Genomic DNA, 26,939 nt, shown 5'->3' with positions numbered 1-26,939 from the left:
GGTTCCCAAACCGTCTAGCTCATGAGCCTGAGGCCGTAGCGGCTATGCAGGAGGGACTGGAACTCGGCCACGAGCTTGAGGCAGTCCTTGAGGCGGTCGCGGTCGAGGGAGGAGAGGCGTCCGGGATGGACGAGGTTGTCCGGGGGCAGGCCCTGGGACACGGCCTCGGCCTGGGCCCGGGCGCGCAAGGTCTGGAGAAAGGAGAACGCCTGGCCCAGGGCGGCGGAGAACTCGGCCTCGAAGACCCCGGCGGCGGCCACGGCGCGCAGGCGGTCCTGGGTGTTGGTGGCGGCCACGCCCAGGTCCAGGGCCAGGGCGCGCGCGCCCTGGGTCACGGGGAACACGCCGCCGCGCTTGATGTCCAGGGCGCCCTTGGCCGGACCGGAGCGCTCGGTGACGAAGTTGCCGAGAAACCCCAGGGGCGGGGTGAAGCGCAGGGCCTCGCGGGCCATGTACTTGAGGATCACCGGGGCCTGGCGCACGCGCTTGAGGAGGTATTCACGCAGGCGGGCGGTGTGGCTCTCCTCGCCGTGGACGTGGCGCAGGTCGGCCAGGAGCGAGAGGCGGAGCACGGCCGGGCCGTCGGCGGCCAGGATCATCTCGTCCACGTCGTTCATCCAGGCGGTGAGGCCGCGCCGCCAGTCCGGGTTGTCGGCCATGACCCTGCCCGGGCAGGGAGGCAGGCCGATGTCGGCCAGGGCGGCCAGGAGCCGGGACGCGAATTCGGCGCAGCGGGCCTCCTGGTCCGGGTCCAGGCCGTCGGCCAGGATCATGCAATTGTCCTGGTCCGTGGCCAGGAACTGCTCCATGCGGCCCTCGCTGCCGAGCACGGCCACGGCCAGGGGCGGCAGAACGTCGAGCCGTTCGCGGACGAGGGCGGCGGCGCGGACCAGGAGGGCGTCGTGGATTTCGCCCATGAGGCGGCCCACGTTCTCGGCCCCGATGCCCTCGGCGATGGTCCGCAGGGCCAGACGCTGGAGCCGGGCGAAGGTCCGGCCCAGGGCCTCCACGCTTTCGGCCGAGGCGGCCTCGCGCTTGAGGCTCAGGGGATTCTCTCCCCGGGCCGAAAGCAGGTCGCGTTCGCCCACCAGCCCCAGGACGCGACCCTCGGCGTCCACGAGCACGAGGCGGCGGATGCCCCGGTCCACCATGCGCGAGAAGGCCTCGAACAGGGGCTCGTGGCCGCGCACGGTGGCCAGGCTTCCGCTCATGAAGCCGGTGACGGGCTCGGAGAGGTCGCGGCCCCCGGCGGCGGCCGTGAGCACGTCGCGTTCGGTGACGATGCCCAGGGGCCGGTCCACATCGCCCACGAGACAGGCCGGGGCGCGGGCCTCGGCCATGCGCCGGGCGGCCTCGGAGAGGGGCGTGCCCGGGGGCACGAAGAGTGGCGGAGCCAGGGGAATGTCGCGCACGGCCAGACGCAGGAAGGGATCGGCCCCGGCCGGGGCGGCGCGGGAGGCGGCCTCGAAGGCCAGGCGCAGCCGGTCCCGGCGACGGGCGAAATGGGCCCCCACGCCGGGAGCGGCCAGGAGCGCGCGGAAGCTCTCGGCGGGCAGGGAGACGAGGCTCGCGTCCTCCTGGGCCACCGCCCGCACGGCGGGCAGGGGGTCGTCGAGCAGGGTTTCGAAGCCCAGGCAGTCGCCCGGGGCCAGGAGGTCCACGACCGCCCCGGCCAGGGTCAGCTCCAGGCTCCCGGAGCGCAGCACGCACACCAGACCCTCGGCGGCGGGCTCCAGGGCCTCGCCCTCGGGCAGGTGGCGCACCCCGGCCGCCCTGGCGGCCTCCCCCAGCGTGCGCCGGGGGAGGCCGGAGAACGGCCGCACGGTCGCCAGGAAGTCCTGGACGGCCTGGTTCATTCAGCTCCCACCGCGAGGTAGTTGCGCACCTTCTGCTCGGCGTACTTCTCCTCGGCCTCCTGATCCGGGCAGAGCAGGGACACGAGCCAGCCCGCGATGAAGGCGGCCGGAAGCGAGATGAGCGCCGGGTTCTTCCAGGGGAACAGGGCGGCCTTGTTGCCGAACACGTCCACCCAGACCGTGGGCGAGAGGATGATCAGACCCACGGCCAGGACCGAGCCGGTGGCGATGCTGGCCCAGGCCCCGGTGGTGCTGAAGCGCTTCCAGAGAATGCTCATGAGCAGGGCCGGGAAGTTGGCGCTGGCCGCGATGGCGAAGGCCAGGCCGACCATGAAGGCCACGTTCTGGCCCTTGAAGGCGATGCCCAGGCCCACGGCCAGCACGCCGAGGAAGAGCGTGCCGCGCTTGGCCATCTTGACCTCTTCCTGCTCGGTGGCCTGGCCGTGCTTGAACACGTTCACGTAGAGGTCGTGGGAGAAGGTCGTGGCCCCGGCCAGGGTCAGCCCGGCCACCACGGCCAGGATGGTGGCGAAGGCCACGGCCGCGATGAAGCCCAGGAACACGGTGCCGCCGGTGACCTCGGCCAGGAGCAGGGCCGCCATGTTGCCGCCCTTGTCGAAGCGGGTGATGACCTCGTGGCCCACCAGGGACATGGCCCCGAAGCCGATGATGAAGGTCAGGATGTAGAAGTAGGAGATGAAGCCCGTGGCGTAGAACACCGACTTGCGGGCGGCCTTGGCGTCCGGCACGGTGTAGAAGCGCATGAGGATGTGCGGCAGTCCGGCGGTGCCGAACATGAGGGCGATGCCCAGGGAGAGGGCGTCCCAGGGGTTGGAGACGAGGCCGCCGGGGGCCAGCACCTTGTCGCCGTACTTTCCGGCGGCGGCGCTGAACAGGGCCGTGGGGTCGAAGCCGTAGCGGGAGAGCACGAAGAAGACGATGACCGAGGCGCCGCCCATGAGCAGCACGGCCTTGATGATCTGCACCCAGGTGGTGGCCAGCATGCCGCCGAAGAGCACGTAGGCGATCATCACCGCGCCCACGAAGATGACGGCGGCCTCGTAGGGCAGGCCGAACATGAGCGTGACCAGGGAGCCGGAGCCCACCATCTGGGCGATGAGGTAGAAGGCCACGGTCATGAGCGAGCCCACCGAGGCCGCGATGCGCACGGGCTTCTGGCGCAGGCGGTAGGCCACCACGTCGGCGAAGGTGTACTTGCCGAGGTTGCGCAGGGGCTCGGCGATGAGGAACATGATGATCGGCCAGCCGACGAGGAAGCCGATGGAGTAGATCAGGCCGTCATAGCCCTTGAGGGCCACGAGCCCGGCGATGCCCAGGAAGGAGGCCGCGCTCATGTAGTCCCCGGCCAGGGCCAGGCCGTTCTGCAGGCCGGTGACGCTGCGGCCCGCGGCGTAGAACTGCGAGGCCGAACGGCTCTTCTTGGCCGCGAACCAGGTGATGACCAGGGTGGCGCAGACGAAGAGAAAGAAGAAGACGATGGACACGGCGTTGGGCTGGCCGATGCTGGAGGTGAAGTCGCTCATCTCACTCCCCCTTCATGGAATCGAGGATGTTTTTCACGTCACGGTCGTAAGGACCGTTGGCCCAGGCCACGTACACTCCCGTCAGGACGCAGGCGGAAAGAATGACCAGCGCGCCCACGGGGATGCCGACGGACAGGCCCTCGCCGAGCTTGGCCGCCAGGATGTCCTTGGCGAAGGCCAGGACCAGGATGAACCCGAAGTAGATGGCCAGCATGACCGCGGTGAGGACCAGGGAAACGGTCCACTTCTTCCTGACCAGTTCGCGGAACTGGGCTTCGTCGGGTTGGCGGGCGTGCGTGTTCATGGGTTCCTCCTTGGCTTGGGTTGCGGATCGCGGCCGGGTCCACCGCCCGGACCCGACGCCCCACCTCTAGACAAGACGCAAGCCTCCGGCGATCCCTTTTCGGCCAACGGACGGGATCGGCCCCCAAGCGTTCCGCGCCCCTGACCGCGAGTGACTGCTTACCACTGACCGGCCGGATTCGACCGTTGGCGGGCGGGGAACAGGAGGCCCGGAGCCCCCCGGGCGCGCCCGCGTGGAAGGGACAGGCCCGAGGCCATTCGTCCACCAGGATCACTGAAAAGGCCTTGATCAGCAGGCGGATGGGGTCGCCGACCTTGGGATCCATGCTTTCGGCGCTGCCGCCGGTGATCGGGGCGCTCGTCCGCGCGCGCGGCCTCCTCGGCGTTGCGGGTTGGGGTGGCACGATGGACGACCTCCACGAAGGAAGCCGGTCTTCATCAGATATGCAGCATCAACGCGGATCGGGCAACCGATGCCGCATGTTCTCAAGCAACGGCAGTGTCACTGTTTTTCATTTAGCCGTGCCATGATTGACGGCCAATGCGCCATTCCGCATAGTTTCAGAAAAGAATAACAGAGTGTCACTTGTTTTTATTTTTTAGTGACACAAAGTACTGGCCGCGTCCTTGGACAACGAGACAATAGTGCAGCAAGGTCGACCGCTGGACGACAAAAATAGAGTTCAATGCGACTGAAATCTTCTCGTCGGGGAATATCGCCGCCAACGATTTAAAACCTTTGCACTCTTGGCACGGTCCTGGTCCACAGGCTCCCGGGAGGCCGTCATGGAAATCATCGTTCTGCTTCTGGTCGGAGTGGTCCTGCTCTTCATCCTGGACGTGCTGGTGGGCGACGCCTTTTTCGGCCGTCTCCCGGCCCGGGAGTTCCTCTTCGGCAGCGCGCCGTTCGTCCTGCTCATTCCGGGGCTGGGCCTGCTCACCCGCCACCCTCTGACCGCCCTGGCCGTGTTCGCCCTGGCCGGGGCGCTCTTTCTCGCCGGGCGGCCCCGCCCGCGCTGCCGCGACGGGAGGGGGTAGCCGCCCGTCCGAAGCGCGGCCGCCATGTTCGACGCCGTTCTCCCCCCCCTCCTGCTGACCCTCAAGGTGGCCACGCTGGGTACGCTCCTGGCGCTGGCCGCCGGGGTCGGCCTGGCCCGGTTCATGAGCCTGCGCGCCTTTCCGGGCCGCGACCTGCTGGACGCGGCCTGCACCCTACCCCTGGTCCTCCCGCCCACGGTGCTCGGCTACTACCTCATCGTGCTCCTGGGGCGGCGCGGCGTCCTCGGGGCCTGGCTCCTGGAGACCTTCGGCATCACCCTCATGTTCACCTGGCAGGGCGCGGTGGCGGCCTCGGCCGTGGTGGCCTTCCCCCTGGTCTACAAGTCCGCCCGCGCGGCCCTGGAGTCCGTGCCCGCCAATTGCGAGAACGCGGCCCGCACCCTGGGGGCCTCGGAGCTGGAGGTCTTCCTGCGCGTGTCCCTGCCCCTGGCCCTGCGCGGCGTGCTGGCCGGGACCATGCTGGCCTTCGCCCGGGCCATGGGCGAATTCGGGGCCACGCTCATGATCGCGGGCAACCTGCCGGGCAAGACCCAGACCCTTTCCCTGGCGGTCTACAGCGCGGTGCAGGCCGGACAGGACGACCGCGCCAACCTCATGGTCCTGGTCATCTCCGTGGTCTGCGTGGTCATCCTCGCGGCCACGGCCAAGCTGGTCAAACCCAAAACCTGAAGGAGCGTCCCATGCGCGAACTGATCCTCTCCCTGGCCCTGACCCTGCTTCTGGCCCCGGCGGCCTGGGCGGGCGAACTCATCGTTTCCGCCGCCGCCAGCCTCACCGACACCTTCAACGACCTCAAACCGGTCTACGAGAAGGCCCATCCCGGCGACACCCTGACCTTCAACTTCGCGGCCTCCGGCGCGCTGCTGGCCCAGATGGCCCAGGGCGCGCCCGTGGACGTCTTCGCCTCGGCCGACCAGAAGACCATGGACGACGCCGCGGCCAAGAACCTCGTGGACCCCGCGACCCGCGTGACCTTCGCCAAGAACGACCTGGTCATCGCCACCCCGGCCGGCGCCCCGGCCGTGAAGTCCATGGAGGCCCTCAAGGACGCCAAGGTCAAGCACGTGGGCATCGGCAACCCCGACTCCGTGCCCGCCGGACGCTACGCCAAGGCCGCCCTGGAAAAGGCCGCCCTCTGGGACGCCATGTCCTCCAAGTACGTCATGGCCGAGTCCGTGCGCCAGGTTCTGGACTACCTCGCCCGGGGCGAGGTCGACGCGGGCTTCGTCTACGCCACCGACGCCAAGAAGGGCGGCGACAAGGTCGCCGTGACCGCCATCATCCCCCTGGACAAGCCCGTGACCTATCCCGTGGCCGTGACCGTCACGACCAAGAACAAGAAGTCGGCCCAGGCCTTCGTGGACTTCCTCAAGTCCCCCGAGGCCCAGAAGATCCTGGCCGCGCGCGGATTCGCCAAGCCCTAGGACGATGATGAACCTGACCTTTCAGGCGAGCCTCAACGGCGGGGCGGGGAGCTTCCGGCTGGACGTCCGGCTGGAACTCCCCTGCCGCCGCCTCGTCCTCTTCGGCCCCTCGGGATCGGGCAAGTCCCTCACCCTGCGGGCCGTGGCCGGGCTGCTCCGGCCCGAGAACGGCCGCATCGAGGTGGGCGGCCGGGTGCTCTTCGATTCCGGCCAGGGCGTGGACGTGCCCGCGCGCAGGCGCAAGGTGGGCTTCCTGTTCCAGGACTACGCCCTGTTCCCGCACCTGACCCTGGAGGAAAACCTGCGATTCGGCCTGGCCCGTTTCTGGCGGCGCCCCTCCTCCGAGGCCGAGCGCCGCGTGTCCGCGCTCCTGGAGAGCTTCGGTCTCTCCGAGGTGGCCGGGCACCTGCCCGGCGAACTCTCCGGCGGCCAGAAGCAGCGCGCCGCCCTGGCCCGGGCCCTGGCCCCGGCCCCGGAGCTCCTGCTCCTGGACGAGCCCTATTCCGCCCTGGACCAGCCCCTGCGCGTCAAGCTCCGCGCCGAGCTGAAAAAGACCCTGGAGCGCTTCGACACCCCGCTCATCCTCGTGACCCACGACCCGGACGAGGCCGTGGCCTTCGGCGAGGCCGTGGCCGTGTTCGGCCGGGGCTCGGTGCGCCGCACCCTCACCGCCGCCGAACTGGCCGCCGCCCCGGACTCCAAGGCCCTGCTTCTCGAGGGCTTCGACGGCCTCTGACCCCCCCCTCGGCCCCCTTCGGGGGTTCATAACAAGGCCTCCTTCCGGGGGTTCCGGAAAGGCGAGGAAGGCTTTCGGCTGGGCGTGAAAAAAGGCGGAACGCCCGCGCGCCCCGCCCTTCTTCACAAAGATGCGGCCCTCTTCCGCCTTTCTATGAACGGGGCGAAGCCCCAGCCCCCCCGATGATCTCGATGCCGCCCATGTAGGGCTTGAGAGCCTCGGGCACGCGGATGGAGCCGTCGGCGTTCTGGTAGTTCTCCATGACCGCCACCAGGGTCCGGCCCACGGCCAGGCCCGAGCCGTTGAGCGTGTGCACGAACTCGGTCTTCTTGCCGCCCTTGGGCTTGAAGCGGATGTCCGCGCGGCGGGCCTGGAAGTCCACGCAGTTGGAGCAGGACGAGATCTCGCGGTACTTGTCCTGGGCCGGCAGCCAGACCTCCAAGTCGTAGGTCTTGGCCGAGGAGAAGCCCATGTCGCCGGTGCAGAGCAGGACCACCCGGTAGGGCAGGCCGAGCTTCTGGAGGATGGCCTCGGCGTGGCCGGTCATCAGCTCCAGGGTCTCGTAGGACTTGTCCGGGTGGGAATAGCGGACCATCTCCACCTTGCGGAACTCGTGCTGGCGGATGAGGCCCCGGGTGTCCTTGCCGTAGCTGCCCGCCTCGGAACGGAAGCAGGAGGTGTGGGCGCAGAAGGCCTTGGGCAGGTCGTCCTCGTCCAGCACCTCGCCCCGGTAGAGGTTCGTCAGGGGCACCTCGGCCGTGGGGATGAGGTAGAAATTGCGGCTGTCCGTGAGCTTGAAGAGGTCTTCCTCGAACTTCGGCAGATTGCCCGTGCCGAGCAGGGAGTCGGCGTTGACGATGGTCGGCGGGATGACCTCCAGATAGCCGTGCTCGCGGGTCTGCACGTCGAGCATGAAGGCCGCCAGGGCCCGCTCCAGCCGGGCGATCTGGCCGGAGATCACGGCGAAACGCGCGCCGGAGAGCTTGGCCGCGCGCTCGAAGTCCAGCATGCCGAGGCCCGTGCCCAGGTCGTGGTGGTCGCGGGGGGCGAAGTCGAAGCGCGTGGGCTCGCCCCAGACGCGCACCACGGGATTGTCGTTCTCGTCCTTGCCCACCGGCACGCTCTCGTGGGGGATGTTCGGCACGGACAGGAGCCAGTCCTTCTCCCGCTCCTCCACGCCGGACAGCTCGCCGTCCAAGGCCTTGGCCCGCTCGGAGACAGCGGCCATGCGGGCCAGGATGTCCGAGGCGTCCTCTCCGGCCTTCTTGCGCCGGACGATCTCGCCCGAGGCCGCGTTGCGCTCGGCCTTGAGCGCCTCCACCTCGCGCAGCAGCTCCCGGCGGCGTTCGTCCAGCACGGCGAATTCGTCCGCGTCCAGCTTGGAATTCCTCTTCCCCAGGGCCTCGCGCACCACGTCCAGGTTGGCGCGCGTGAATTTCAGGTCGAGCATGGTGTCCTTCCTTCGTTTGCTCCCCGGCATGTAGCGGAAACAGGCCCCGGAGGAAAGGCCCCGCCACGGGGCCTCCCCCGGACTCTGCGCGCGAAGTCGCGGTGTTAGAAAAAAAACGCTTTCAATCGTTCGTGTTTCTGGACTACATATAGATCAAGAACCTCAATAGGATGTATCGAATGCGGCATACGTGGGGCACGAAAAAGCCTCTCCCGCGCGGCCTTCGCGGACGCCTGCGGTCCCTGGCCTCGATCCTGTCCGCCTTCCTGCTGGCCGCGGCCGGGGTTTCGGCCTGTTCCGGGGGCCGGGACGCCTCCCCCGGGCCGGTGCGGCTGGCCTTCATCTTCACGCTCAGCGGCGAATACCAGGACATCGGCCGGACCACCCTGGACGCGGCCCGGCTGGCGGTGAACCAGGCCAATGCCGAGGGCGGCGTCATGACCCCCGCCGGACGCAGACCCGTGGAACTCGTCGTCCTCGATCCCGGCTTCACCGTGGAAGGCGGGTTGGACGCCCTGCGCGCGGCGGTCCAACGCGAACACGCCCTGGCCGTGATCGGCGGCTTCCTCTCCCGCGACGCCATTCCCATGGCCAAGGTGGCCGAGGAACTGCGCGTGCCGTTCATCACTCCCGGCTCCACCAACCCCGAAACGACCCGGGGCCTGCACTACACCTGGCGCATGCCCTTCACCGACTCCTTCCAGGGGTCCGTCCTGGGCCAATTCGCCCGCAACGAACTGGGCGCCGCCCGGGCCGCCGTGCTTTACGACTCGGCCGGAGACTACAACCGGGGCCTGGCCGAAAGCTTCCGCGAGGCGTTCAGCGCCAAGGGCGGAAGCATAGCGGCCTTCGCGCCCTACCTCACCGGAACCGCGGACTGGTCCGAACACCTCCGGCGCATCCTGGCGGAGCGGCCCGACCTGCTCCTGCTGCCCAACTATCACGACGAGGTTCTGTCCCAGGCCAGACAGGCCAGGCAGGCCGGATTCACCGGGGTGATCCTGGGCGGCGACGGCTGGGAGATGCTCTCCCAGGGGCCCGACCTGACCGCGCTCGACGGAAGCTTCTTCACCACCACCTGGGATCCGGGCATGGACACGGCCCGCTCACGGGAGTTCAGACAGGCCTTCGAAAAAACCTACAACCAGACGCCCAACGGCACGGCCTGCCTGACCTACGACGCCTTCGGCCTGATCTTCACGGCCCTGGGCCGGGTTCGCGCGCTGACGCCCACGGATCTGCGCGACGCCCTGTCCCAGGTGGAGATGCTGGAGGGGGCCGGGGGCCTGTACCGTTACCGGGGAGGCGGCGACCCGGAGAAGAGCGCCGTCATTCTGCGCATCGAGAACGGCAGGTTCCGGCTCCACAAGGAGCTGCCTCCCGTTCCCTGAACCGAGACCGGAACCGCCTGGGGAGGCGACATGAAGCCCAGATTTTTCCGCGCGCTGCCGACGCTCCTGTCCCTGCTCCTGCTCGGCCTGACGCTCTCCTGCTCGGAGGGCGAGGCCCCGAAGGACGAGTTCCGCATCGGTTTCGTGGCCGCCATCTCCGAAACGGCCGTGCGCCACAACCCCGACGCCGCGCGCCTGGCCATGGAGCAGGTCGACAACGCGGGCGGCCTGAAGGTCGCCGGCCGCAGGCTCTTCGTGCGGCTCCTGCCCCGGGACAACCAGGACCGCCTGGAAGACACCCTGGTGGCCGTGCGCGAACTCATCAGCCGCGACCGGGTCACGGCCATCGTGGGCCCCTATGTCAGCCGCCAGGCCATTCCGGCGGCCGTGCTGGCCCAGAACGCGGGTGTGGTGCTCATCTCGCCCACCTCCACCAACCCCGAGACCACCCGGGGCAAGTCCCTGATCTTCCGGGCCTGCTTCGCGGACACCGCCCAAGGCCGGGCCCTGGCGCGATTCGCCCGCGACGACCTGGGAGCGTCCAGGGCGGCCGTGCTCTACGACGCGGCCGACGACTACTGCCGGGGCGTGGCCGAGTATTTCCGCGACGCCTTCGTGGGCCTGGGCGGCCAGGTTCCGGCCTTCGAGCCCTACCTCACCGGCGAAAAAAACTTCCGTGAGCGACTCGCCAGGATCAAGGCGGGCGGATGCCAGGTTCTGCTCCTGCCCAATTTCCAGCCGACCCTGCGGGAGCAGATCCGCCTGGCCGGGGAGATGGGCGTCGCCCGCACCCTGCTCGGCTCGGATTCCTGGCACCAGCCCGACGTCCTGGCCCTGGCGGAGGCCCAGGACGCCTACTTCTGCACCGGCTTCGCCCCGGACCGGAACACGCCGGAAACCCGGGAATTCGTACGCGCGTACCGGGAGCGCTACGGCAAGGATCCCATCCTGAGCGACGCCATGACCTACGACTCCATGCAACTGCTCTTCCAGGCGGCCCGCAACGCGGGCGGAACCCAGCCCCAGATGCTGGCGGCCGGGCTGGCGGCCATCGAGGACCATCAGGGCGTCACCGGAACCATCCGCTTCCACGGCTCGGGCGATCCGGAGCGCAGCGTGCTCATCATGCGCGTGCAGGGAAAACAGGCCGTGTTCCACAAGGAGATTCCGCCTCATGAGTGAACCGGCGGGAAGCGGACTCTTCCGGCAGACGAGCCTGACCGGCAGGCTGGTGCGCACCTATCTGCTGCTCTCGGCCCTGACCGTGCTTCTGGTGGCCGCGGCGGCCTACGAGGGCGGCAAGGAGGCCCTGCGCGTCCAGGCCCTGGCCCGCCTGGAGACCGTGGCCGCGCAGAAGGAAAACTACCTGAACCTCTGGGTGGAGGACCGCAAGCGCGACCTCGCCCTGCTGACCGCCGACCTGACGCTCAACGGGCATCTGCCCTCGACCCTCCCGCCCCTGGAAAGCGACCCGGCGGCCCTGCCGGAATACGCCCGGCTCTCGGCCTTCTTCACCGCCGCGGTGGAGGCCCGGCCGGACATCAGCGAACTGCTCTTCCTCTCGCCCACGGGCGGCCGGGTGCTGGCCTCCTCCCGGCCCGGCGGCGTGGGCCGCTTCCGCACCACCTACAACTTCTACCTCAAGGGCCGCGAGGGAATCGCGCTGCAAAGCGCCTACCCCTCGCCGGATTCTCTGCGGCCGGTGATGACGGTGTCCATGCCCGTGCGCGGCGCGAAGGGCGAACTCCTGGGGGTGTTGGCCGAGCACCTCAACCTGGAGCGCCTGGACGCGGTGATCCGCGATCGCGCCGGCCTGGGCGAGACGGGCGAGACCTATCTGGTGGACAGCTTCCACACCTTCGTCTCGGCCGAGATCATCGGCCGGAACGGCGGCCGGAACCTGCATACCCCCGGCATCGACCGGGCCCTCTCGGGGAGCAGCGGCAAGGGGGCCTACGACAACTACGCGGGCGTGCCGGTCATCGGCGTGTACCGCTGGCTGCCGGACTACCGCATGGCCCTGCTGGCCGAGATGAGCCAGGCCGAGGCCTTCGACCCGGCCCGGCGGCTGGCCGGGCGGATCATCGCCGTGGGAGCCCTGGCCGCGCTCGCCCTGGCCCTGGGGATGCGCCTGCTCTCCCGGCGGCTGGCCCGGCCCGTGCTGGAGGTCACCAGGGCGGCCCAGGCCGTGGCCGACGGCGACCTCTCGGCGCGCGCCCCGGTGCTCACCGAGGACGAGCTGGGCAGCCTGGCCCGGGCCTTCAACAAGATGGCCGAGGACATCCAGACCCTCTACGCCCAGCTCAACCTCCAGATCATGGAGCGCACGGCCATCCTCCAGCACTCCCACGACGGCATCGCCGTGGCCGACCTCAAGGGCGACATCCACTACGTCAGCCCCGGCATGGAGCGCCTGTTCGGCATGAAGGCCCACGAGATCACCGACATCCGCGAGTGGATGGCGAAGACCATCCCCGGCGGCGCCGAGCGCGCGGCCATGCTCGAAACCTGGTTCCGCGACGCCGAAAACCCGGACCCGCCGGAACGCGTCATGCATTTCCGCGACGCCGGGGGCGAAAGCCGCTGGGCCCGCCTGCGCATGGCCCACATGCCCGACGGCAGGCTGGTGCTCAACGCCCAGGACATCACGGCCATGAAGGTCTCCGAGGCCCGTGTCCGGCACATGGCCCTGCACGATCCGCTCACCGGTCTGCCCAACCGCCAGCTCTTCGTGGACCGCCTGGCCCAGGCCCTCAAGCACTCGCGGCGCACCGGCCTGCCCATGGCCCTGCTCTACGTCGACCTGGACCGCTTCAAGGCCATGAACGACACCCACGGCCACCAGTTCGGCGACGCCGTGCTGCGCGAGGCGGCCAAGCGCCTCACCGCCTGCGTGCGCGAGTCCGACACCGTGGCCCGCATCGGCGGCGACGAGTTCGTGGTCGTGCTGGGCGACCTCTCCGACCCGGCCAACGCCGCCGCCGTGGCGGCCAAGATCCGCGAGGCCCTGCTGGCCCCGGACCTGCCCGAAGGCCTCTACCTCGCCGGGGCCAGCATCGGCATCGCCGTGTCCCCGCGCGACGGCCGGGACCAGGACAGCCTGCTCTCCGCGGCCGACCGGGCCATGTACGTGGTCAAGCGCCGGGGCGGCAACGGCTACAGCTTCGCCTCGGCTCCGGCCGAGGACTGAACGCCGTCGCCTCTTGCGCTTTTCCCTCTCCGGCCGTAACCCTATGCGGATGAACACACTGGGCGAGGCCGCCGTCCGGGCGGCGAAAGACATCCTCAAGCGTTGCGACTCCTGCACCATCTGCACCAAGGAATGCCCGCTGCTCAAGGAGCGGGGCATGCCGCACGAACTGGCCCGCGACGCCCTGGTCGGCAGGCTGGACCCGGCCATGCCCTTCCTCTGTTCCCTCTGCGGCCTGTGCAGCGTGGCCTGCCCGCGCAAGGCCGACCCCAGCGGATTCATGCGCCTGCTGCGCGCCGAGTACATCGCCTCCGGGGCCTATCCCCTGGAGCCCTTCGCCGCCTATCTGGAGAACGAAACCCGGCTTCTGAGCCGCAACCACACCTTCCTGGCGGCCCCTCCGGGCGCGCGCCGGGGCTTCCTGCCCGGCTGCGGCCTCTCCGGCTCCCGGCCCGAGACTGCCTGGAAAACCTATGAAATGCTCGACGCCACGGAGCCCACGGCCTTTCTCCTGGCCTGCTGCTCACGCCCCTCGGACAACGCCGGACTGCACTCCGTCGCCGCCGGGCGCGTCCGGGGGCTGGTGGACCGCATCGCGGCCCTGGGTCTGGAGGAGGTGCTGACCCCCTGTCCCGGCTGCCGGGAAATGCTCCGCTCCGTGGAGCCGCCCTTCGCCGTGAACACGGTCTACGAGGCCCTGGCCCCGGAAGCCGACGAGCGGGAGCAGGATCCGGACAGGGAATCCCTGGACATCGCCGTGCAGGACTCCTGCCTCTGGCGTCTGGACAAGGCCGTGCACCGGGCCGTGCGCGACCTGGTCTGGGGCTCGGGCCACGCCGTGTCCGAAATGAACCACGCCTGGTACCGCACCACCTGCTGCGGCGCGGGCGGCCGGGCCGACCTGGCCGGGAGCCCCCTGCCCGAATCCTGGCGCGCCCAACGCCTGGAAGAAGCCGGTGAGCGGCCCATCGCAACGGCCTGCACCGGCTGTGCGCGCACCCTCGGCGCGAGCCATCCCACCGTGCATGTCCTGGATCTCTACCTGGGGGCCGATCCGCTGCACCCGCCCGTACTCCTCCAAGGCCGCCGGGCCCACGCCGCGCGCCTGGAGCTGAAACGCCGGGCCCGACGCCATTTCCGCAAGCTCCTTCAGGACGCATGAGCCGGGAGTTCCTTCAGCCCTCCCTGGCCGTATCGCCCCTGATCCTGGCCTGCGTCGTCCTGCCCCTGGCCCTGGCCGCGACCCAGGCCGTTCCCGGCGGCCCGTCCCGGGCCGGGACCGTGGAGCCCGCCGCCTGGTTCGCCCTGGCCTGGCTGGGCGCGTTGCCGGTCCTGCGGGGCTCCGGCGGTTCGGCGCTCAAAACCCTTGGCGCGGCGCTGGTTCTGGGGCTGGCCACCCTGGCCCTGTTCCTCTACGCCGCGCCCGCGTTGCGGGCCGTTTCGCCGCCGCCGGCCTGGATTCCCGAGCTGACGCCGCCGGCCTTTCTGCTCCTGGCCTGGCTCTGGGCCTCCAGCTTCGGGCCGCCCTCCCGCCGGGCCTTCCTGGTCTGCGGCGGAATCCTGGGACTGCTCCGCTGCCTGGAGCTGACCCTGAACCTGACCGTCCTGGATCGGCTCCCGCTGACCTGCTCCTTGGGGGAGCCGGACAGCCTGGCCTGCGTCCTCGTGTTCTGCCTCTGCGCCGCCCTCTCCGCCCGTGGCGAGACCCCGCCCGGCCGCGCCGGACTCTGGCTGTTCGCCATCCTGCCGGGACTGGCGGCCTGCTTCTCGGCCCTGGCCCTGTTCACGGCGGGCTGGTGCCTGCTCTTCTTCGGCCCGGGCCGCCTGCGCCTGCGCCTCCCGCTCTTCGTCCTCTGCCTGCTGCTGACCGCCGCGGCCCTGATCCTGCCCCTGGACCAGAGCGCGGCGCTCACCCGTCTGGAGCAGTCGCGCCAATGGCTGGCCGTGTTCCAGGCCCTCGGCGAGACCCCCGGAGCCTGGCTCGCGGGGCTGCCCCTGAACCAGCCCCTGCCTCTGGACACCTCGCCGGACCTGCTCTCCCTGCTTCAGGCCATCGGCCGGGGCCCGGCCATGCGCCTGTCCGAGGTGCACGCCTTCTGGCCGCGCCTGACCGCCTCCTGGGGCCTGCCCGGGCCGCTGCTCCTGCTGGGACTGCCGGCCGTGCCCGTGCTGCGGCGGCCCACCGCCTTCGGGGCCGGGGCCTACGCCGCCTGCCTGAGTCTGGGCCTGACCACTCCCCTCCTGTACTCCGGGAGCGTGGCCGTGGTTCTGGGGCTGGCCCTGCTGTCCGCGTCGTCCGGACCTTCCCGCTCCTCGGCCCGGGTTTGATTGGAACGCCCCCCTGGTTGCGCTGGACGGCCGGAACGCTCCCGGGTAAAAAGAAACTTCCCGTAGAGGAGGTTTTTCATGACGATTCAATTCCGGATATTCACGGCCGTCGCCGGACTCTTTCTTCTGCTCTGCGCCCAGACCGCCGCCGACATCCTCGGCGCGGGCCCGGTGGTCGTGGCCGTCATCCTTGTGCTGGGGGCCCTCTTGGCGGCCTTCGCCATGGTCCAGACCCGGCGCAAGCTCACCGCGCCCCTGGCGGCCATCCACCGCTACGCCCAGGCCGTGGGCCGGGGCGAGGAGGCCGAGCTGACCGGGCGCTTCGACCTGGAGATGGGCGAAGTCCACGCGGCGCTCAAGGACATGGTGGCGCACCTCAAATCCGTGACCCAGTCCTGCCGCCTGAGCGAGGCCGAGGCCGGACGCCAGGCCAAGGCCGCCCAGGAGGCCCTGGACAAGGCCCGCGTCGAGGAGGCCGAGGTCGGCAAGCTGCTTTCGTCCATGAACGAAGCCGCGGGCAAGGCCCAGGCCGTGTCCGAAAAGATCTTCGCTGCCATCGGCGAACTCACCGAGCGGGTGCATGAGGTGAGCCGGGGCGTGGACATCCAGCGCGACCGCATGACCGAGACGGCCACGGCCATGGAGGAGATGACCGGCTCCATCGTCGAGGTCGCCCGCAACGCCCACAGCGCGGCCGAAAGCGCCGACCAGTCCAAGCGCAACGCCTCCACCGGCGCGGCGGGCGTGCGCCGGGCCGTGGACTCCATCGAACGCGTGCGCGACCGCATCCTGAACCTCAAGGAGACCATGGCCCAGCTCGGCCGACAGGCCGAGGGCATCGGCCGAATCATCACGGTGATCAACGAGATCGCGGACCAGACCAACCTCCTGGCCCTCAACGCGGCCATCGAGGCCGCCCGCGCGGGCGAGGCCGGACGGGGCTTCGCCGTCGTGGCCGACGAGGTCCGCAAGCTGGCCGAAAAGACCATGACCGCCACCAAGGAAGTGGGCGAGGCCGTGCAGCGCATCCAGGCCGGGGCCCAGGAAAACGTCCAGGCCGTGGAGGCCGCCGCCGGGGACATCGTGGAAAGCTCCCGCGAGGCCACCCAGTCCGGGGCCTTCATGGAGGAGATCGTGGGCCTCGTGGACGACACGGCCAGCCAGGCCTCGTCCATCGCCGCGGCCTCGGGCCAGCAGTCCAGCGTGGGCGAGGAGATCAACCGGGCCGTCAGCGAGGTCACGCGGGTGGCCCAGGAGACGGCCCAGGGCATGGCCCAGTCGGCCCACGCCCTGGTGGAGGTCTCCGGTCTGGTCGAGGAGCTGGACATGCTCATCCAGGGCATGGCCAAGGGCAAGCTCGACGGAGCCCTCGGCTCCGACCGTTTGGTGGAGTGGACCCCCGAGCTGTCCGTGAACATCGGGCTCATCGACGGCCACCACAAGGCCCTGGTGAACCTCATCAACGAGCTGCACCAGGCCATGCGCCAGCGCCGCTCCGAAAAGGTCATGCTGGACGTGGTGAACCGGCTCAAGCAGTACGCCATCAAGCACTTCAAGACCGAAGAGGAGCTGTTCGCCCGCCACGGCTACCCCGAGGCCGCCCGCCACGCCGAGATCCACCGCAAGTTCGAGGCCAAGGTTCAGGAATTCGAGGACGGCCTCAAGAGCGGCGCCGCCAAGGTGACCATGGACATCATGCGTTTCCTCAAGGACTGGCTCGTGGGCCACATCATGGGCACGGACAAGAAGTACGCCCCGTTCCTCAACTCCAAGGGCGTGAAGTAGGCGACGCCTCCGGCGGCCGGGGCTCCGCCCCGGACCCGCCAGGGGCCGACGGCCCCTGGACCCCTTTCAGCGGGGGCGGTCCCGGGCATGCCCGGGACCGCCCCCGCGTCGTTTCCGCCAAAACCCCGTCAAGATGCTTTTTCGCCGCAATCAGCCGCTTTTTCGCTGTCTTTCTTCACCTGGCCCAAAAACCGACCTTATGCTTCGTTGAAAACATACAGGAGGGGCCTTCGGCCCATGACCGAAAAGATTGAAGCCGCCGGTCATCCTCTCCGTCTTTCCGTAAATGGGGCGAAGCCCCGTCGCCAAGGAGCCGGACTGGACTCCCCCCGGAAGATGGGGCAGGGACGTGTTCGTGGCCGGCGCTCCAGCGGCCCCGGGCGCGCACGCGAAGGCCAATGGCGGTCACTTCAGCCAATGACAGCAGCCACGGAAAGAATCCCTTGCATTACAAGGACAAAGCTGTTGACTTGCGGGGAAATCACATCACAAAAGACAAGTTGAGGGAACTCGCTGCTGAAATTCAAAAAAACTCGGCAGGGACTACGTCGTATTGCCGGAAGAAAAATACGAACTGGATAAAAAGGGGAACGTCATCGACGTGAGCCACATTCACATCGAATACGATCCCAAGCCGAAGAAAAGGAAAGAGTGATGCCCCGCGTTCTGCTCTTCCTCGTCCTGTTTGTGTTGGCCGGAGCCGTTCCGCTCCGGGCGGACGACTCCCCGCTGGCTGGGTATTACCACACTGCGGTACCCACGGAATGGCGCCAGGAGCTCTTTCTCCTGGACCAGGACAACATCTGTTTCATCATGACCGAGAATTGGCTCCCGGGAGAGTCGGACAAGAGCGATATCCGATACGTCTCCTGCACCTGGCGGGAGGTAAACGACCGCGTGGTCTTGGAGCATGACGGCATGTTGGAGGTGCTGGAGCCCGGAGTCTGGGACCAGGACGAGGTGGAGCCCTATGGCCCCATGCGCGGCCTGCAACGCATCTCGCCCGACGATCCCCGCTCCAAAATCTCGTCCGCCACGTTCTGGAGGAGCGAATGAAGCGTCTCACGCTGATCCTCGGACTGATCCTGGCGCTCGCCCGACCATGCCTGGCCGAGGAACCGGGCATCGCCGGAGAATACCGCAATGGTGATTACCGGGCCTTGACGCGCACCATCGCCCTGGCCGAGAACAGCGACAAGTTCCTGCTCCTGCTGTTCACGCCTCCACACCACCTCAAGCTTCATGCGGGCACATGGTCCTTTGACGGCCGCAAGACGCTCATTCTGCGGTACAGGGGCGTCACTGAAACCTTTGCGCTGGAGGAGGTTCCCCTGCCCAAGGGCAATGGCCCCCAGGGCCGGTCCTTGGGCCTGCGGCGCGTGGGCGAGGCTCCGGCCGACAGCCTATTGACCGGGGACGTGTTCTGGAAACAGCCGGAGAGCAAATTTCTCCGGCCCGCCGGACGCTGAAGCACATGACCACACCAGCTGGAAAGACCGATTCTGACTCCAGGAAGCCCACCATGCCCATTTTCGTGTTCGACGACAGCGGCATGGCCGTGTTTCCAGAGCTTAGGGAAGCGGAGACGTATCTGGAGTGCTACGACGTGCTTGATGACGCGTATGCCGCCTTCGACGCCCAGGGACGAAAGCTCCAGTTGGACTGTGCCGAGGTGACCGCGCCCCTGTCCATCAGCCTGGCCGAGGAGGAGCCGACCCATGCCGAGGACTTGCGCGCGCTCATTCTCCTCGATCTGAGGGTCGGCAGCACCGCGCCCGCTCCCGAGGACACCTCCCTGGAGGGGCTGGTGGCTCACTGCCTGGCCTTCAGGATCGCCGTCATCCCCTATGTGCACCCGGACGGCCCCCTGAGGCGGCGGCTGTTCCGCTGGTTCCTCTCCCTGTTCGGCGTCTCTCCCCACGCGGACAAGGGCTGAGGGAGGCTCCAGGCTCGGCGAATTCCCGTTTTCCGGACTTCCTCGCGGGGAGACATTGCTTCCATCCGCGATTTGGCGTTATCCTGGGCGCGCGGGAGCGACCCCCGCCCGGAAGCGCCGCCGAGGCGCGGAACCCCTCCCCTCCGGGCGGCAGAACCCCCGTGGAGCCATGTCCCAGGAATTCATCGCGGGCCTGGACTGCGGCTCGGTGAGCGTGAAGCTCGCCGTGCTCGACGCCCAGGGCCGATTGCTGCACTCGGTATACGCCCGCCACAAGGGCCGCCCGACGGCCTGCGCCGCCGCCATGCTGACCCGCGCCCTGGAACGCTTCCCGGGCCTGGAGCTGGCCGTCACGGGCGGGCCGGGCAAGCTCGTGGCCGAAACCCTCGGCGCGCCCCACGTCAGCGAGCTGGCCGCCGTGGCCCTGGGCGCGGAGACCCTTTCCCCGGGCGCGCGTTGCGTGCTGGAGATGGGCGGCGAGGATTCCAAGCTGCTCCTGCTCCGGCCCGGGCCGCGCGGCCCGGTGGTCCGCGACTTCGCCCTCAACTCGGTCTGCGCGGCGGGCACGGGGGCCTTCCTGGACCAGCAGGCCGAGCGGATGCGCCTCTCCCTGGAGGACTTCGCGGCCCTGGCCCTGGCCTCCAAGCGTCCGGCGCGCATCGCGGGCCGCTGCTCGGTCTTCGCCAAGTCCGACATGATCCACCTCCAACAGGTGGCCACGCCCCTGGCCGACATCGCGGCCGGGCTCTGCGCCGCCGTGGCCCGCAACTTCCGGGGCTCCATCGTGCGCGGCCGGGAGCTGCCCGGCCCGGCGGTCCTGGTGGGCGGCGTGGCCCTGAACGCCGGAGTGGCCGAGGCCTTCCGCCGCGTGCTCGACCTGCCGGACCTCGTGACGCCGCCCCTGTCCGCCCAGGCCGGAGCCCTGGGCGCGGCCCGCAAGGCCCTGGAGGAGGGGCTTTCCGCGCCCTGCGATCCCGCCGCCGTGGAGCGGCTCGCCGTCGTCCGTCTGGAAGACGGCGGCGCGCGGCCGCCCCTGGCCGAACGGAAGATCATGGAACGGCATCTCGTGCCCGAGGCCCCGCTCGCGCCCCTGCCGGAGCAGGGCCGAGCCCCCGTGTACCTGGGCATCGACGTGGGCTCCATCTCCACCAACCTGGCCCTGGTGGACGAGGAAGGCCGATTGGTGGCCAAGCGTTACCTGCGCACCGCCTCCCGGCCCATCGAGGCCGTGCTGCGCGGGCTCGGGGAACTGGGGGCCGAGGTGGGCGGCCGGGTCGAGGTGCGCGGGGTCGGGACCACCGGTTCCGGCCGGGCCATGACCGGCGACCTCGTGCGCGCGGACGTGGTCAAGAACGAGATCACGGCCCAGGCCCGGGCCGCCGTGGCCATCGACCCGGAAGTGGACACGGTCTTCGAGATCGGCGGCCAGGACTCCAAATACATTTCCATCCGCGACGGCCGGGTGCGCGATTTCGAGATGAACCGCGCCTGCGCGGCGGGCACGGGCTCCTTCCTGGAGGAGCAGGCCGAGCGGCTGGGCGTGCCGATCAAGGAGCGTTTCCAGGAGCTGGCCCTGGCCGCCGAGGCCCCGCGCGACCTGGGCGAACGCTGCACCGTGTTCATGGAAAGCTCCCTGGCCTCCCAACTCCAGCGCGGGGCCGGACGCGACGATCTGCTGGCCGGACTGGCCTACTCCATCGTGCAGAACTACGTGAGCCGCGTGGTCGGTCCCCGGCCCATCGGGCGGCGCATCTTCTTCCAGGGCGGCACGGCCTTCAACAAGGCGGTGGCCGCGGCCTTCGAGAAGCACCTCGGCCGGGAAATCGTCGTGCCCCCGCACCACGACGTCACCGGGGCCATCGGCATGGCCCTCATCGCCCGCGACCACATGCGCGCCGACGGCGGCGGGCCCTCGCGCTTCCGGGGCTTCGACCTGGCCCGGCTGCGCTACGAAGTGGACTCCTTCACCTGCGACGGCTGCGAGAACTCCTGCGAGATCAACCGACTGCGCCTGGAGGGCGAGGAGCGGCCCCTGTTCTTCGGCGGCCGCTGCGAAAAATTCGACGACCGCCGCAAGGCCCCGGAAGACCTGCCGGACCTCTTCGCCTTCCGCGAGCAGGCCCTGTTCGAGGTCCAGCGCGAACGCGCCGAGGCCCTGGCCCGCTCGGGCGGACAGGCCCCGCGCGGCCGCATCGGCCTGCCCCTGGCCTTCCTGGCCCACGACCTGCTGCCGTTCCATTCCACCCTGCTCTGGGAGTTGGGCTTCGAGCCCGTGACCACGGGCCGCACCAGCCGCCGCATGGTCCGCCTGGGCGGCCGGGCCCTGGCCGCCGACACCTGCCACCCGGTCAAGGCCGCCTTCGGCCACTGCCTGGAGCTGGCCGGGCAGGGCCTGCCCGCGATCTTCGCGCCCTGCGTGGTCAACCTCGCCGGACCCGGCGAACCCGCGCGGCTGCCCTGTCCCCTGACCCAGAGCTTCCCCTTCCTCCTGGCCTCCCGGCTGCGCGCCGAGGGCCGCGACACGCGCGTCCTGGCCCCGGTGATCCAGGCCGACCACGGCCGGACCTTCCTGCTCCGCTCTCTCCGGGAGGCCTTCGACGGATACGGGGTGAGCGCGCGGGAGATGGACAAGGCCCTGGAGGCCGCCTGGGCGGCCCAGGACCGCTTCGAACACGCCCTGCGCGAACGCGGCCGCGCGTTCCTGGAATCCCTGGACGGCCCGGCCGTGGTCGTGCTGGGCCGGGCCTACAACGCCTTCGACCCGGGCCTGAACCTGGACCTGCCGCGCAAGCTGGCCGCCCTCGGCGTGCCCGCGCTGCCCCAGGACATGCTCCCGGCCGAGGACGAGGAGGGCCTGGAGGGCATGTACTGGCGCTCGGGCCGGAATCTTCTGCGCGCGGCCCGCTTCGTGCGCAACCACCCGAAGCTCTTCGCCCTGCGCATCGGCAGCTTCTCCTGCGGCCCGGACTCCTTCATCGACAAGGGCCTGGACCGCGAGATGGCGGGCAAGCCCATGCTCACCCTGGAGATCGACGAACACACCGCCGACGCCGGAATGCTCACCCGCTGCGAGGCCTTCCTGGACAGCATCGCGGACCTGCCCCCGCCCGCGCGGCTGGCCCGGCCCAAGCCCCGCAAGCGCCGCCCGGACCTCAAGTCCCGCGTGCTCTACGGCCCGCGCATGTCCGACCACTGCCTGGGGCTGGCCGCAGCCTTCCGCTCCTGCGGCATCGAATCCCAGGTTCTGCCCGAGACCGGGCCCGAAGCCATGCGTCTGGCCGCCTCCTATGTCTCGGGCAAGGAGTGCTACCCCTGCGCCGTGACCACCGGCGACCTCCTGCTCAAGGTTCTGGCCCCGGACTTCGATCCCGAGCGCGCGGCCTTCTTCATGCCCGGCGGCACAGGGCCCTGCCGCTTCGGCCAGTACGCCGCGCACCACCGGCTCGTGCTGGAGATGGCCGGGGCCGGGGACGTGCCGGTCTACTCTCCGGTGCAGGACCGCGGCCTCTACCGGGAGCTGGCCGAAGCCGGAACGCGCTTCGCCCGCCGGGCCTGGGAGGCCGTGGTCGGCTACGACCTGCTCCAGCACTGCCTGCACCGTGTGCGGCCCCATGAGCTGGACCCCGGCGCCGCCGACCGGCTCTACGCCTCGGCCTCGGCCGGGCTCGAACGCCACCTCGCCGATCCCTCCAAGGACATCGCCGCCTTCCTGGCCCAGGTCCGGGGGGCCTTCGCGCGCATCCCCCGCCGCCGCGAACCCCGGCCCCGCGTGCTTCTGGCCGGGGAGATCTTCGTGCGCCACAACCGGTTCTCCAACGAAGACCTCGTGCGGCGCATCGAGGCCCTGGGCGGCGAAGTCGTCCTGGCCCCCTTCGGGGAATGGGTGCGCTACGTGACCTACATCGCCGTGCGCGAGGCCCGGCGCTCCCGCGACCTGACCGGGTTCCTCAAACTCGCCCTGCGCCGCAAGGTCCAGGACTCCACCACCCGCCGCCTGGAAGCCGCCCTGGGCGATCTGGCCGGGCACGAACCGGATGTGGAGCGCGTCCTGGCCCTGGCCGCCGAATACCTGCCCGAGGACGTGCGCGGCGAGGCCGTGCTGACCATCGGCGCGACCCTGGAGGCCGCCCCCCGCGTGGCCGGAGTGGTCAACGCCATGCCCTTCGGCTGCATGCCCGGAACCATCTCCGCCGCCCTCCTGCGCGAGGCCTCCGGCAAGCTCGACCTGCCCGTGATCTCCCTGCCCTTCGACGGCACCCCCCATCCCGCCTCGGTCCTGACGCTGGAGGCTTTCATGGAGCAGTGCCGCTCTCGCGCTTGATATTCAACGATTCCCCGCCGTTTTGATAATCTCCGCGAGGGGCTTTGACTCGGCTCTGGAACAGGATAATAACGTGGCGTAACACTTGACCAAAAAAGGAGCGCCATATGCGCCTGAGCCTGCAAGCGAAGTTCTTCCTGCCCGTGCTGGTCATGATCCTCGCGGGAATGGTCCTGCTGGTCGGCCTCAACTACCGCAACGAAAAGCACGCCTTCGACATGGTCATGGCCGAAAGCATGTCGCTCATGAGCCAAGCCCTGGCCAACGACATCGGCGGCGACGTGGAGGCCAACCTGGCCATCATGACCGCCTTCGCCCTCGACCCCGACATCACCGGCGTGTTCAGCGGAGGCGGGTCGGAGGCGGCCAACGCGGCCCTCAAGCAAATGGTCCATTCCATGAAGGGCGTGGATTACGCCAACGTCTTCGACCTCACGGGCGTCTCCGCGGCCTCGACCAACACGGCCTCGGTGGGCAAGGTCAAGGTCAACGACCGCGACTACTTCCAGGCCGCCTCCACAGGCAAGGCCGACGTCATCTCCAAGGCCATCGTCAGCCGGACCACGGGCAAGGCGGTGGTGGTCATCGCCCAGCCGATCAAGGACGCGAACGGCGGGCTCATCGGCGTGCTCAACGCGGGCATGGACCTGGAATCCCTGACCAAGGCCCTGGCCGAAACCCGCATCGGCAGCACCGGCTACGCCTTCATCCTGGACCGGGACGGCATGGCCCTGGCCCACCCCGACGCCGCGCAACGCATGAAGAGCGAACTGCTCAAGACGCCCCTGGGCCGCGATGTGGCCGCCGTGGAGAAAAGCGGCATCGTTCTTTTCCAGGACGCCGACGGCGAACAGATGGCCGCCGCCCGGCGCTCCCCCATCTCCGGCTGGGTCTTCGGCGTGGTCGCGCCCTCCCGCGACATGCGCGCGCACATGAACACCGCCGCCGCGGCCAACATGGGCGTGGCCGCCCTGGTGACCCTGGCCATCATCGTCGCAGTGTCCCTCATCGTGCGCGGCTTCATCCTCAAGCCCCTCAAGAGCTGCACGGCCTTCGCCCAGTCCGTGGCCCAAGGCTCCCTCGACGGCCGCCTGGACATCCGCACCCAGGACGAGATGGGCACCCTGGCCCGTTCCCTGGGCGACATGACCGAAAGCATCCGCCGCAACCTGGAGGCCGCCGCCCAGCGCGGGGCCGAGGCCGAGGAGCAGGCCCGCAAGGCCATGGACGCCTTGAAACAGGCCGAGCAGGCCACCTGCCAGGCCGAACGCGCCCGCACCGACGGCATGGTCCTGGCCGCCGACCGCCTTCAGAGCATTGTCGAGGCGCTGGCCTCCTCCTCCGCGACCCTCACCCAGGAGGTTTCGGACATCACCGGCGGCGTCGAGGAGCAGGAAAAGCGCACCACCGAGACCGCCACGGCGATGGAGGAGATGAACGCCACGGTCCTGGAAGTGGCCAAGAACGCCGGCAGCGCCGCCGAAATGGCCGAACGCGCCCGGGGCAAGGCCCTGGAGGGCGAAGGCGTGGTCGGCCGCTCCATGCAGGCCATCGACCGCGTGGACTCCCTCTCCCGGGAACTCAAGACCGGCATGGACCACCTCGGCTCCCAGGCCCAGTCCATCGGCGCGATCATGAACGTCATCAGCGACATCGCGGACCAGACGAATCTTCTGGCGCTCAACGCGGCCATCGAGGCGGCCCGCGCGGGCGAGGCCGGACGCGGCTTCGCCGTGGTGGCCGACGAGGTGCGCAAGCTGGCCGAGAAGACCATGACCGCCACCAAGGAAGTCGGCGACGCCATCCGCGCCATCCAGGACGGCACCAGCCAGAATGTTGCCAAGGTCGATCTGGCCGCATCCGCCGCCGTGGAGGCCACGGACCTCGCCCGGGGCTCCGAGGCCGCCCTCAAGGAAATCGTCACTCTCGTGGAAACCACCTCCCAGCAGGTCACCAGCATCGCCACCGCCGCCGAGCAGCAGTCCGCCGCCAGCGAGGAGATCAACCGCTCCGAGGAGGAGGTCAGCCGGATCACCGGCCGCATCGCCGAGGGCATGCGTCAGTCCGCCCAGGCCGTGGAAAGCCTCGCCGCCAAGATCCGCGAACTGGAGGAAATGGTCGGCGCCCTGCGCACCGGGTGAGAAAGACAGGGACAAGAAACACAACGCCTCCGGCGGCCGGGCTCCGCCCCGGACCCGCCAGGGGCCGAGGGCCCCTGAACCCCCCAACGGTCGAGGCGGTCATCAGGGCGCGCAACGCGCCCTGATGACCGCCTCGACGGGTCGGCCCGAAACCGGGAGCCTCTTCAGCGAAAGACCGAGAGCCTCTTCCGCCTTTCCATGGTCCGGCGAAGCCGGTTAGAGTTTGGATTTGAGGACGATGTCCGTGATGGGCCCGCGCGAACGTTCGCCCTTGAGCACCATGTGGGCGTAGTTGCGGTAGCCCTTGAGTTTCTTCACCACCCAGTTGAGGCCGTTGTTGGACTCGTTGAGATAGGGGTTGTCCACCTGCCGGGTGTCGCCCAGGCAGATGCACTTCACGTTCTCGCCCATGCGGGTGAGCAGGGCCCGGGTCTCGTTGCGCGAAAGGTTCTGCATCTCGTCCACGACGACCACGGCGTTCTCCACGTTCATGCCCCGGATGTAGGCGATGGGCTGGATTTCGAACTTCTTGGGGTTCAGGCGCAGGCTCTCGGCGTCCGGAGTCATGAAGATGCGGTTGGCCGGACGCATCTCGTGGAGCTTCACGAGCAGGTCGTGGATGTAGCGCACGTAGGGGAGCATCTTCTCCTCCACGTCGCCGGGCAGGTAGCCCATCTTGGCCCCGATCTCCCAGACCGGCTTGACCAGGTAGATCTTGCGGTAGGTGTTGTCCTTGCGTTCGAGGACCAGGTAGAGCGCGGCGGCCAGGGCCAGGAAGGTCTTGCCGTAGCCCGCCTCGGACTGGAGCGAGACGAGGTCGATGTCCGGGTGGAGCATGATCTCCAAGGCCAGGTTCTGATACACGCTGCGCGGCCGCACGCCCCAGATCTCGTGCTGGTAGGTCACGGCCTTGGGCCCTTCGGTGCCGTGGAAGACCGGCGTGCCCTGCTCCCAGCGGAAACTGTTGGCCACGGGCTCCTCGCCGTCCTCCACGAAGCCGGTGTAGAGTTGGGATTCGGACTGGAAGGGCACGGAGTCGCGGTAGCCCTCGCAGGCGATGCCGTAGACCCGGGCCTTGAGCTGGAGGATGCGGTCGTTGGTGATGAGGATCGGTTCCTCGACGTTCTGCTTGAGGATTTCCTTGAGGATGCGGTCGTCGTAGATCTCGTCTTCCAGGCCCAGGGCCACGTCCGGAGGAAAGATGCGCACCTTGTCGTCTTCGAGGATGGCGTGCACGGCCTGGCTGACCACATGCCCCACGCGCGGGTCGCGCTTGAGCTTGTCCAGCTCGGCCAGGACCGTGTAGGGAACGTGGATGTTGTTTTCCTCGCCGTTGCGCAGGCCGGCGATGCATTTCGGGTTTTCGATGAGGACGTTGGTATCGAGAATGAAGTTTTTCGACGCCATAGGCTCCCTTGCGCTTCTTTCGAGGTTCTCACGCGAAGGCGTCCAGTCCACCCGTGGATTTCAAGAAA

Annotated in this window: 20 protein-coding genes; 15 read left to right on the top strand and 5 right to left on the bottom strand. The window is 69.3% G+C overall.

Features of this window, described 5'->3' with window-relative positions; genetic code table 11:
* Positions 1-14: 14 nt before the first annotated feature.
* Genes H587_RS18215 through H587_RS0110490 form a run of 3 tightly spaced genes read right to left on the bottom strand, consistent with a single transcriptional unit; the run spans position 15 to position 3,704 of the window.
* Positions 15-1,856: a putative nucleotidyltransferase substrate binding domain-containing protein gene (locus H587_RS18215; RefSeq protein ID WP_034609187.1), complete on the bottom strand. Its 1,842-nt coding sequence runs from the start codon at positions 1,854-1,856 to the stop codon at positions 15-17.
* On the bottom strand, positions 1,853-3,400 hold the full coding sequence (locus tag H587_RS0110495; protein WP_027176230.1) for a sodium:solute symporter family transporter: 1,548 nt from the start codon (positions 3,398-3,400) through the stop codon (positions 1,853-1,855). Before H587_RS0110495 ends, H587_RS18215 begins: the two co-directional genes overlap by 4 nt.
* Position 3,401: 1 nt before the next feature.
* Positions 3,402-3,704 (bottom strand): DUF485 domain-containing protein, encoded by a 303-nt coding sequence (locus H587_RS0110490; protein ID WP_027176229.1) that lies wholly within the window; start codon positions 3,702-3,704, stop codon positions 3,402-3,404.
* A 785-nt stretch (positions 3,705-4,489) separates the two neighbouring features.
* Between H587_RS0110490 and H587_RS0110485 the strand changes: the two genes are divergently transcribed.
* The 4 genes from H587_RS0110485 to H587_RS18210 are packed head-to-tail and all read left to right on the top strand — an operon-like array spanning position 4,490 to position 6,922.
* Positions 4,490-4,741 (top strand): hypothetical protein, encoded by a 252-nt coding sequence (locus tag H587_RS0110485; RefSeq protein ID WP_027176228.1) that lies wholly within the window; start codon positions 4,490-4,492, stop codon positions 4,739-4,741.
* 24 nt (positions 4,742-4,765) lie between these two features.
* The gene (gene modB / locus H587_RS0110480) at positions 4,766-5,431 is read left to right on the top strand and encodes a molybdate ABC transporter permease subunit (protein ID WP_027176227.1); all 666 of its coding nucleotides are present in this window, start codon (positions 4,766-4,768) and stop codon (positions 5,429-5,431) included.
* Positions 5,432-5,442: 11 nt separating this feature from the next.
* A complete protein-coding gene (modA, locus tag H587_RS0110475; protein ID WP_027176226.1) occupies positions 5,443-6,186 on the top strand; it encodes a molybdate ABC transporter substrate-binding protein in 744 nt (247 codons plus the stop codon).
* Positions 6,187-6,193: 7 nt separating this feature from the next.
* Entirely contained in the window at positions 6,194-6,922 is a 729-nt protein-coding gene (locus tag H587_RS18210) for an ATP-binding cassette domain-containing protein (protein ID WP_051202659.1), read from the top strand.
* Between the two features lie 151 nt (positions 6,923-7,073).
* Here H587_RS18210 and serS read toward each other — a convergent pair whose 3' ends face one another.
* Positions 7,074-8,372, bottom strand: a complete 1,299-nt coding sequence (serS, locus tag H587_RS0110465; RefSeq protein ID WP_027176225.1) for a serine--tRNA ligase — start codon at positions 8,370-8,372, stop codon at positions 7,074-7,076.
* A 179-nt stretch (positions 8,373-8,551) separates the two neighbouring features.
* Between serS and H587_RS18205 the strand changes: the two genes are divergently transcribed.
* From H587_RS18205 to H587_RS0110405, 11 genes are all read left to right on the top strand, one after another.
* Positions 8,552-9,763 (top strand): ABC transporter substrate-binding protein, encoded by a 1,212-nt coding sequence (locus tag H587_RS18205; RefSeq protein WP_051202658.1) that lies wholly within the window; start codon positions 8,552-8,554, stop codon positions 9,761-9,763.
* Positions 9,764-9,793: 30 nt separating this feature from the next.
* Entirely contained in the window at positions 9,794-10,945 is a 1,152-nt protein-coding gene (locus tag H587_RS18200; RefSeq protein ID WP_051202657.1) for an ABC transporter substrate-binding protein, read from the top strand.
* Positions 10,938-12,953: a diguanylate cyclase domain-containing protein gene (locus tag H587_RS19705; RefSeq protein WP_051202656.1), complete on the top strand. Its 2,016-nt coding sequence runs from the start codon at positions 10,938-10,940 to the stop codon at positions 12,951-12,953. Before H587_RS18200 ends, H587_RS19705 begins: the two co-directional genes overlap by 8 nt.
* Positions 12,954-12,996: 43 nt before the next feature.
* Positions 12,997-14,115 carry a heterodisulfide reductase-related iron-sulfur binding cluster gene (locus H587_RS0110445; RefSeq protein WP_027176224.1) on the top strand — a complete coding sequence of 373 codons (1,119 nt, stop codon included), beginning with the start codon at positions 12,997-12,999 and terminating at the stop codon, positions 14,113-14,115.
* Positions 14,112-15,281, top strand: coding sequence for a hypothetical protein (locus H587_RS0110440; RefSeq protein ID WP_027176223.1), 1,170 nt, complete (start codon positions 14,112-14,114; stop codon positions 15,279-15,281). The genes H587_RS0110445 and H587_RS0110440 overlap by 4 nt, the downstream gene beginning before the upstream one ends.
* A gap of 78 nt (positions 15,282-15,359) precedes the next feature.
* Positions 15,360-17,066, top strand: a complete 1,707-nt coding sequence (locus tag H587_RS0110435; RefSeq protein WP_027176222.1) for a bacteriohemerythrin — start codon at positions 15,360-15,362, stop codon at positions 17,064-17,066.
* Positions 17,067-17,720: 654 nt separating this feature from the next.
* Positions 17,721-18,122 carry a hypothetical protein gene (locus tag H587_RS0110425; RefSeq protein ID WP_027176221.1) on the top strand — a complete coding sequence of 134 codons (402 nt, stop codon included), beginning with the start codon at positions 17,721-17,723 and terminating at the stop codon, positions 18,120-18,122.
* A complete protein-coding gene (locus H587_RS0110420) occupies positions 18,119-18,535 on the top strand; it encodes a hypothetical protein (RefSeq protein WP_027176220.1) in 417 nt (138 codons plus the stop codon). Before H587_RS0110425 ends, H587_RS0110420 begins: the two co-directional genes overlap by 4 nt.
* Before the next feature lie 53 nt (positions 18,536-18,588).
* Positions 18,589-19,002 (top strand): hypothetical protein, encoded by a 414-nt coding sequence (locus H587_RS0110415; RefSeq protein WP_027176219.1) that lies wholly within the window; start codon positions 18,589-18,591, stop codon positions 19,000-19,002.
* 169 nt (positions 19,003-19,171) lie between these two features.
* Positions 19,172-23,323 (top strand): acyl-CoA dehydratase activase, encoded by a 4,152-nt coding sequence (locus tag H587_RS0110410; RefSeq protein ID WP_027176218.1) that lies wholly within the window; start codon positions 19,172-19,174, stop codon positions 23,321-23,323.
* Positions 23,324-23,430: 107 nt separating this feature from the next.
* Positions 23,431-25,464, top strand: coding sequence for a methyl-accepting chemotaxis protein (locus tag H587_RS0110405; protein ID WP_027176217.1), 2,034 nt, complete (start codon positions 23,431-23,433; stop codon positions 25,462-25,464).
* Positions 25,465-25,680: 216 nt separating this feature from the next.
* Here H587_RS0110405 and H587_RS0110400 read toward each other — a convergent pair whose 3' ends face one another.
* The gene (locus H587_RS0110400) at positions 25,681-26,871 is read right to left on the bottom strand and encodes a PhoH family protein (RefSeq protein WP_027176216.1); all 1,191 of its coding nucleotides are present in this window, start codon (positions 26,869-26,871) and stop codon (positions 25,681-25,683) included.
* Between the last annotated feature and the right edge of the window lie 68 nt (positions 26,872-26,939).

The organism is Desulfovibrio aminophilus DSM 12254 (assembly GCF_000422565.1).
In the GTDB taxonomy this organism is placed as follows: domain Bacteria; phylum Desulfobacterota; class Desulfovibrionia; order Desulfovibrionales; family Desulfovibrionaceae; genus Aminidesulfovibrio; species Aminidesulfovibrio aminophilus.
Note: the sequence above shows the minus strand (reverse complement) of the source record. Positions and strands in the feature narration are given on the sequence as shown.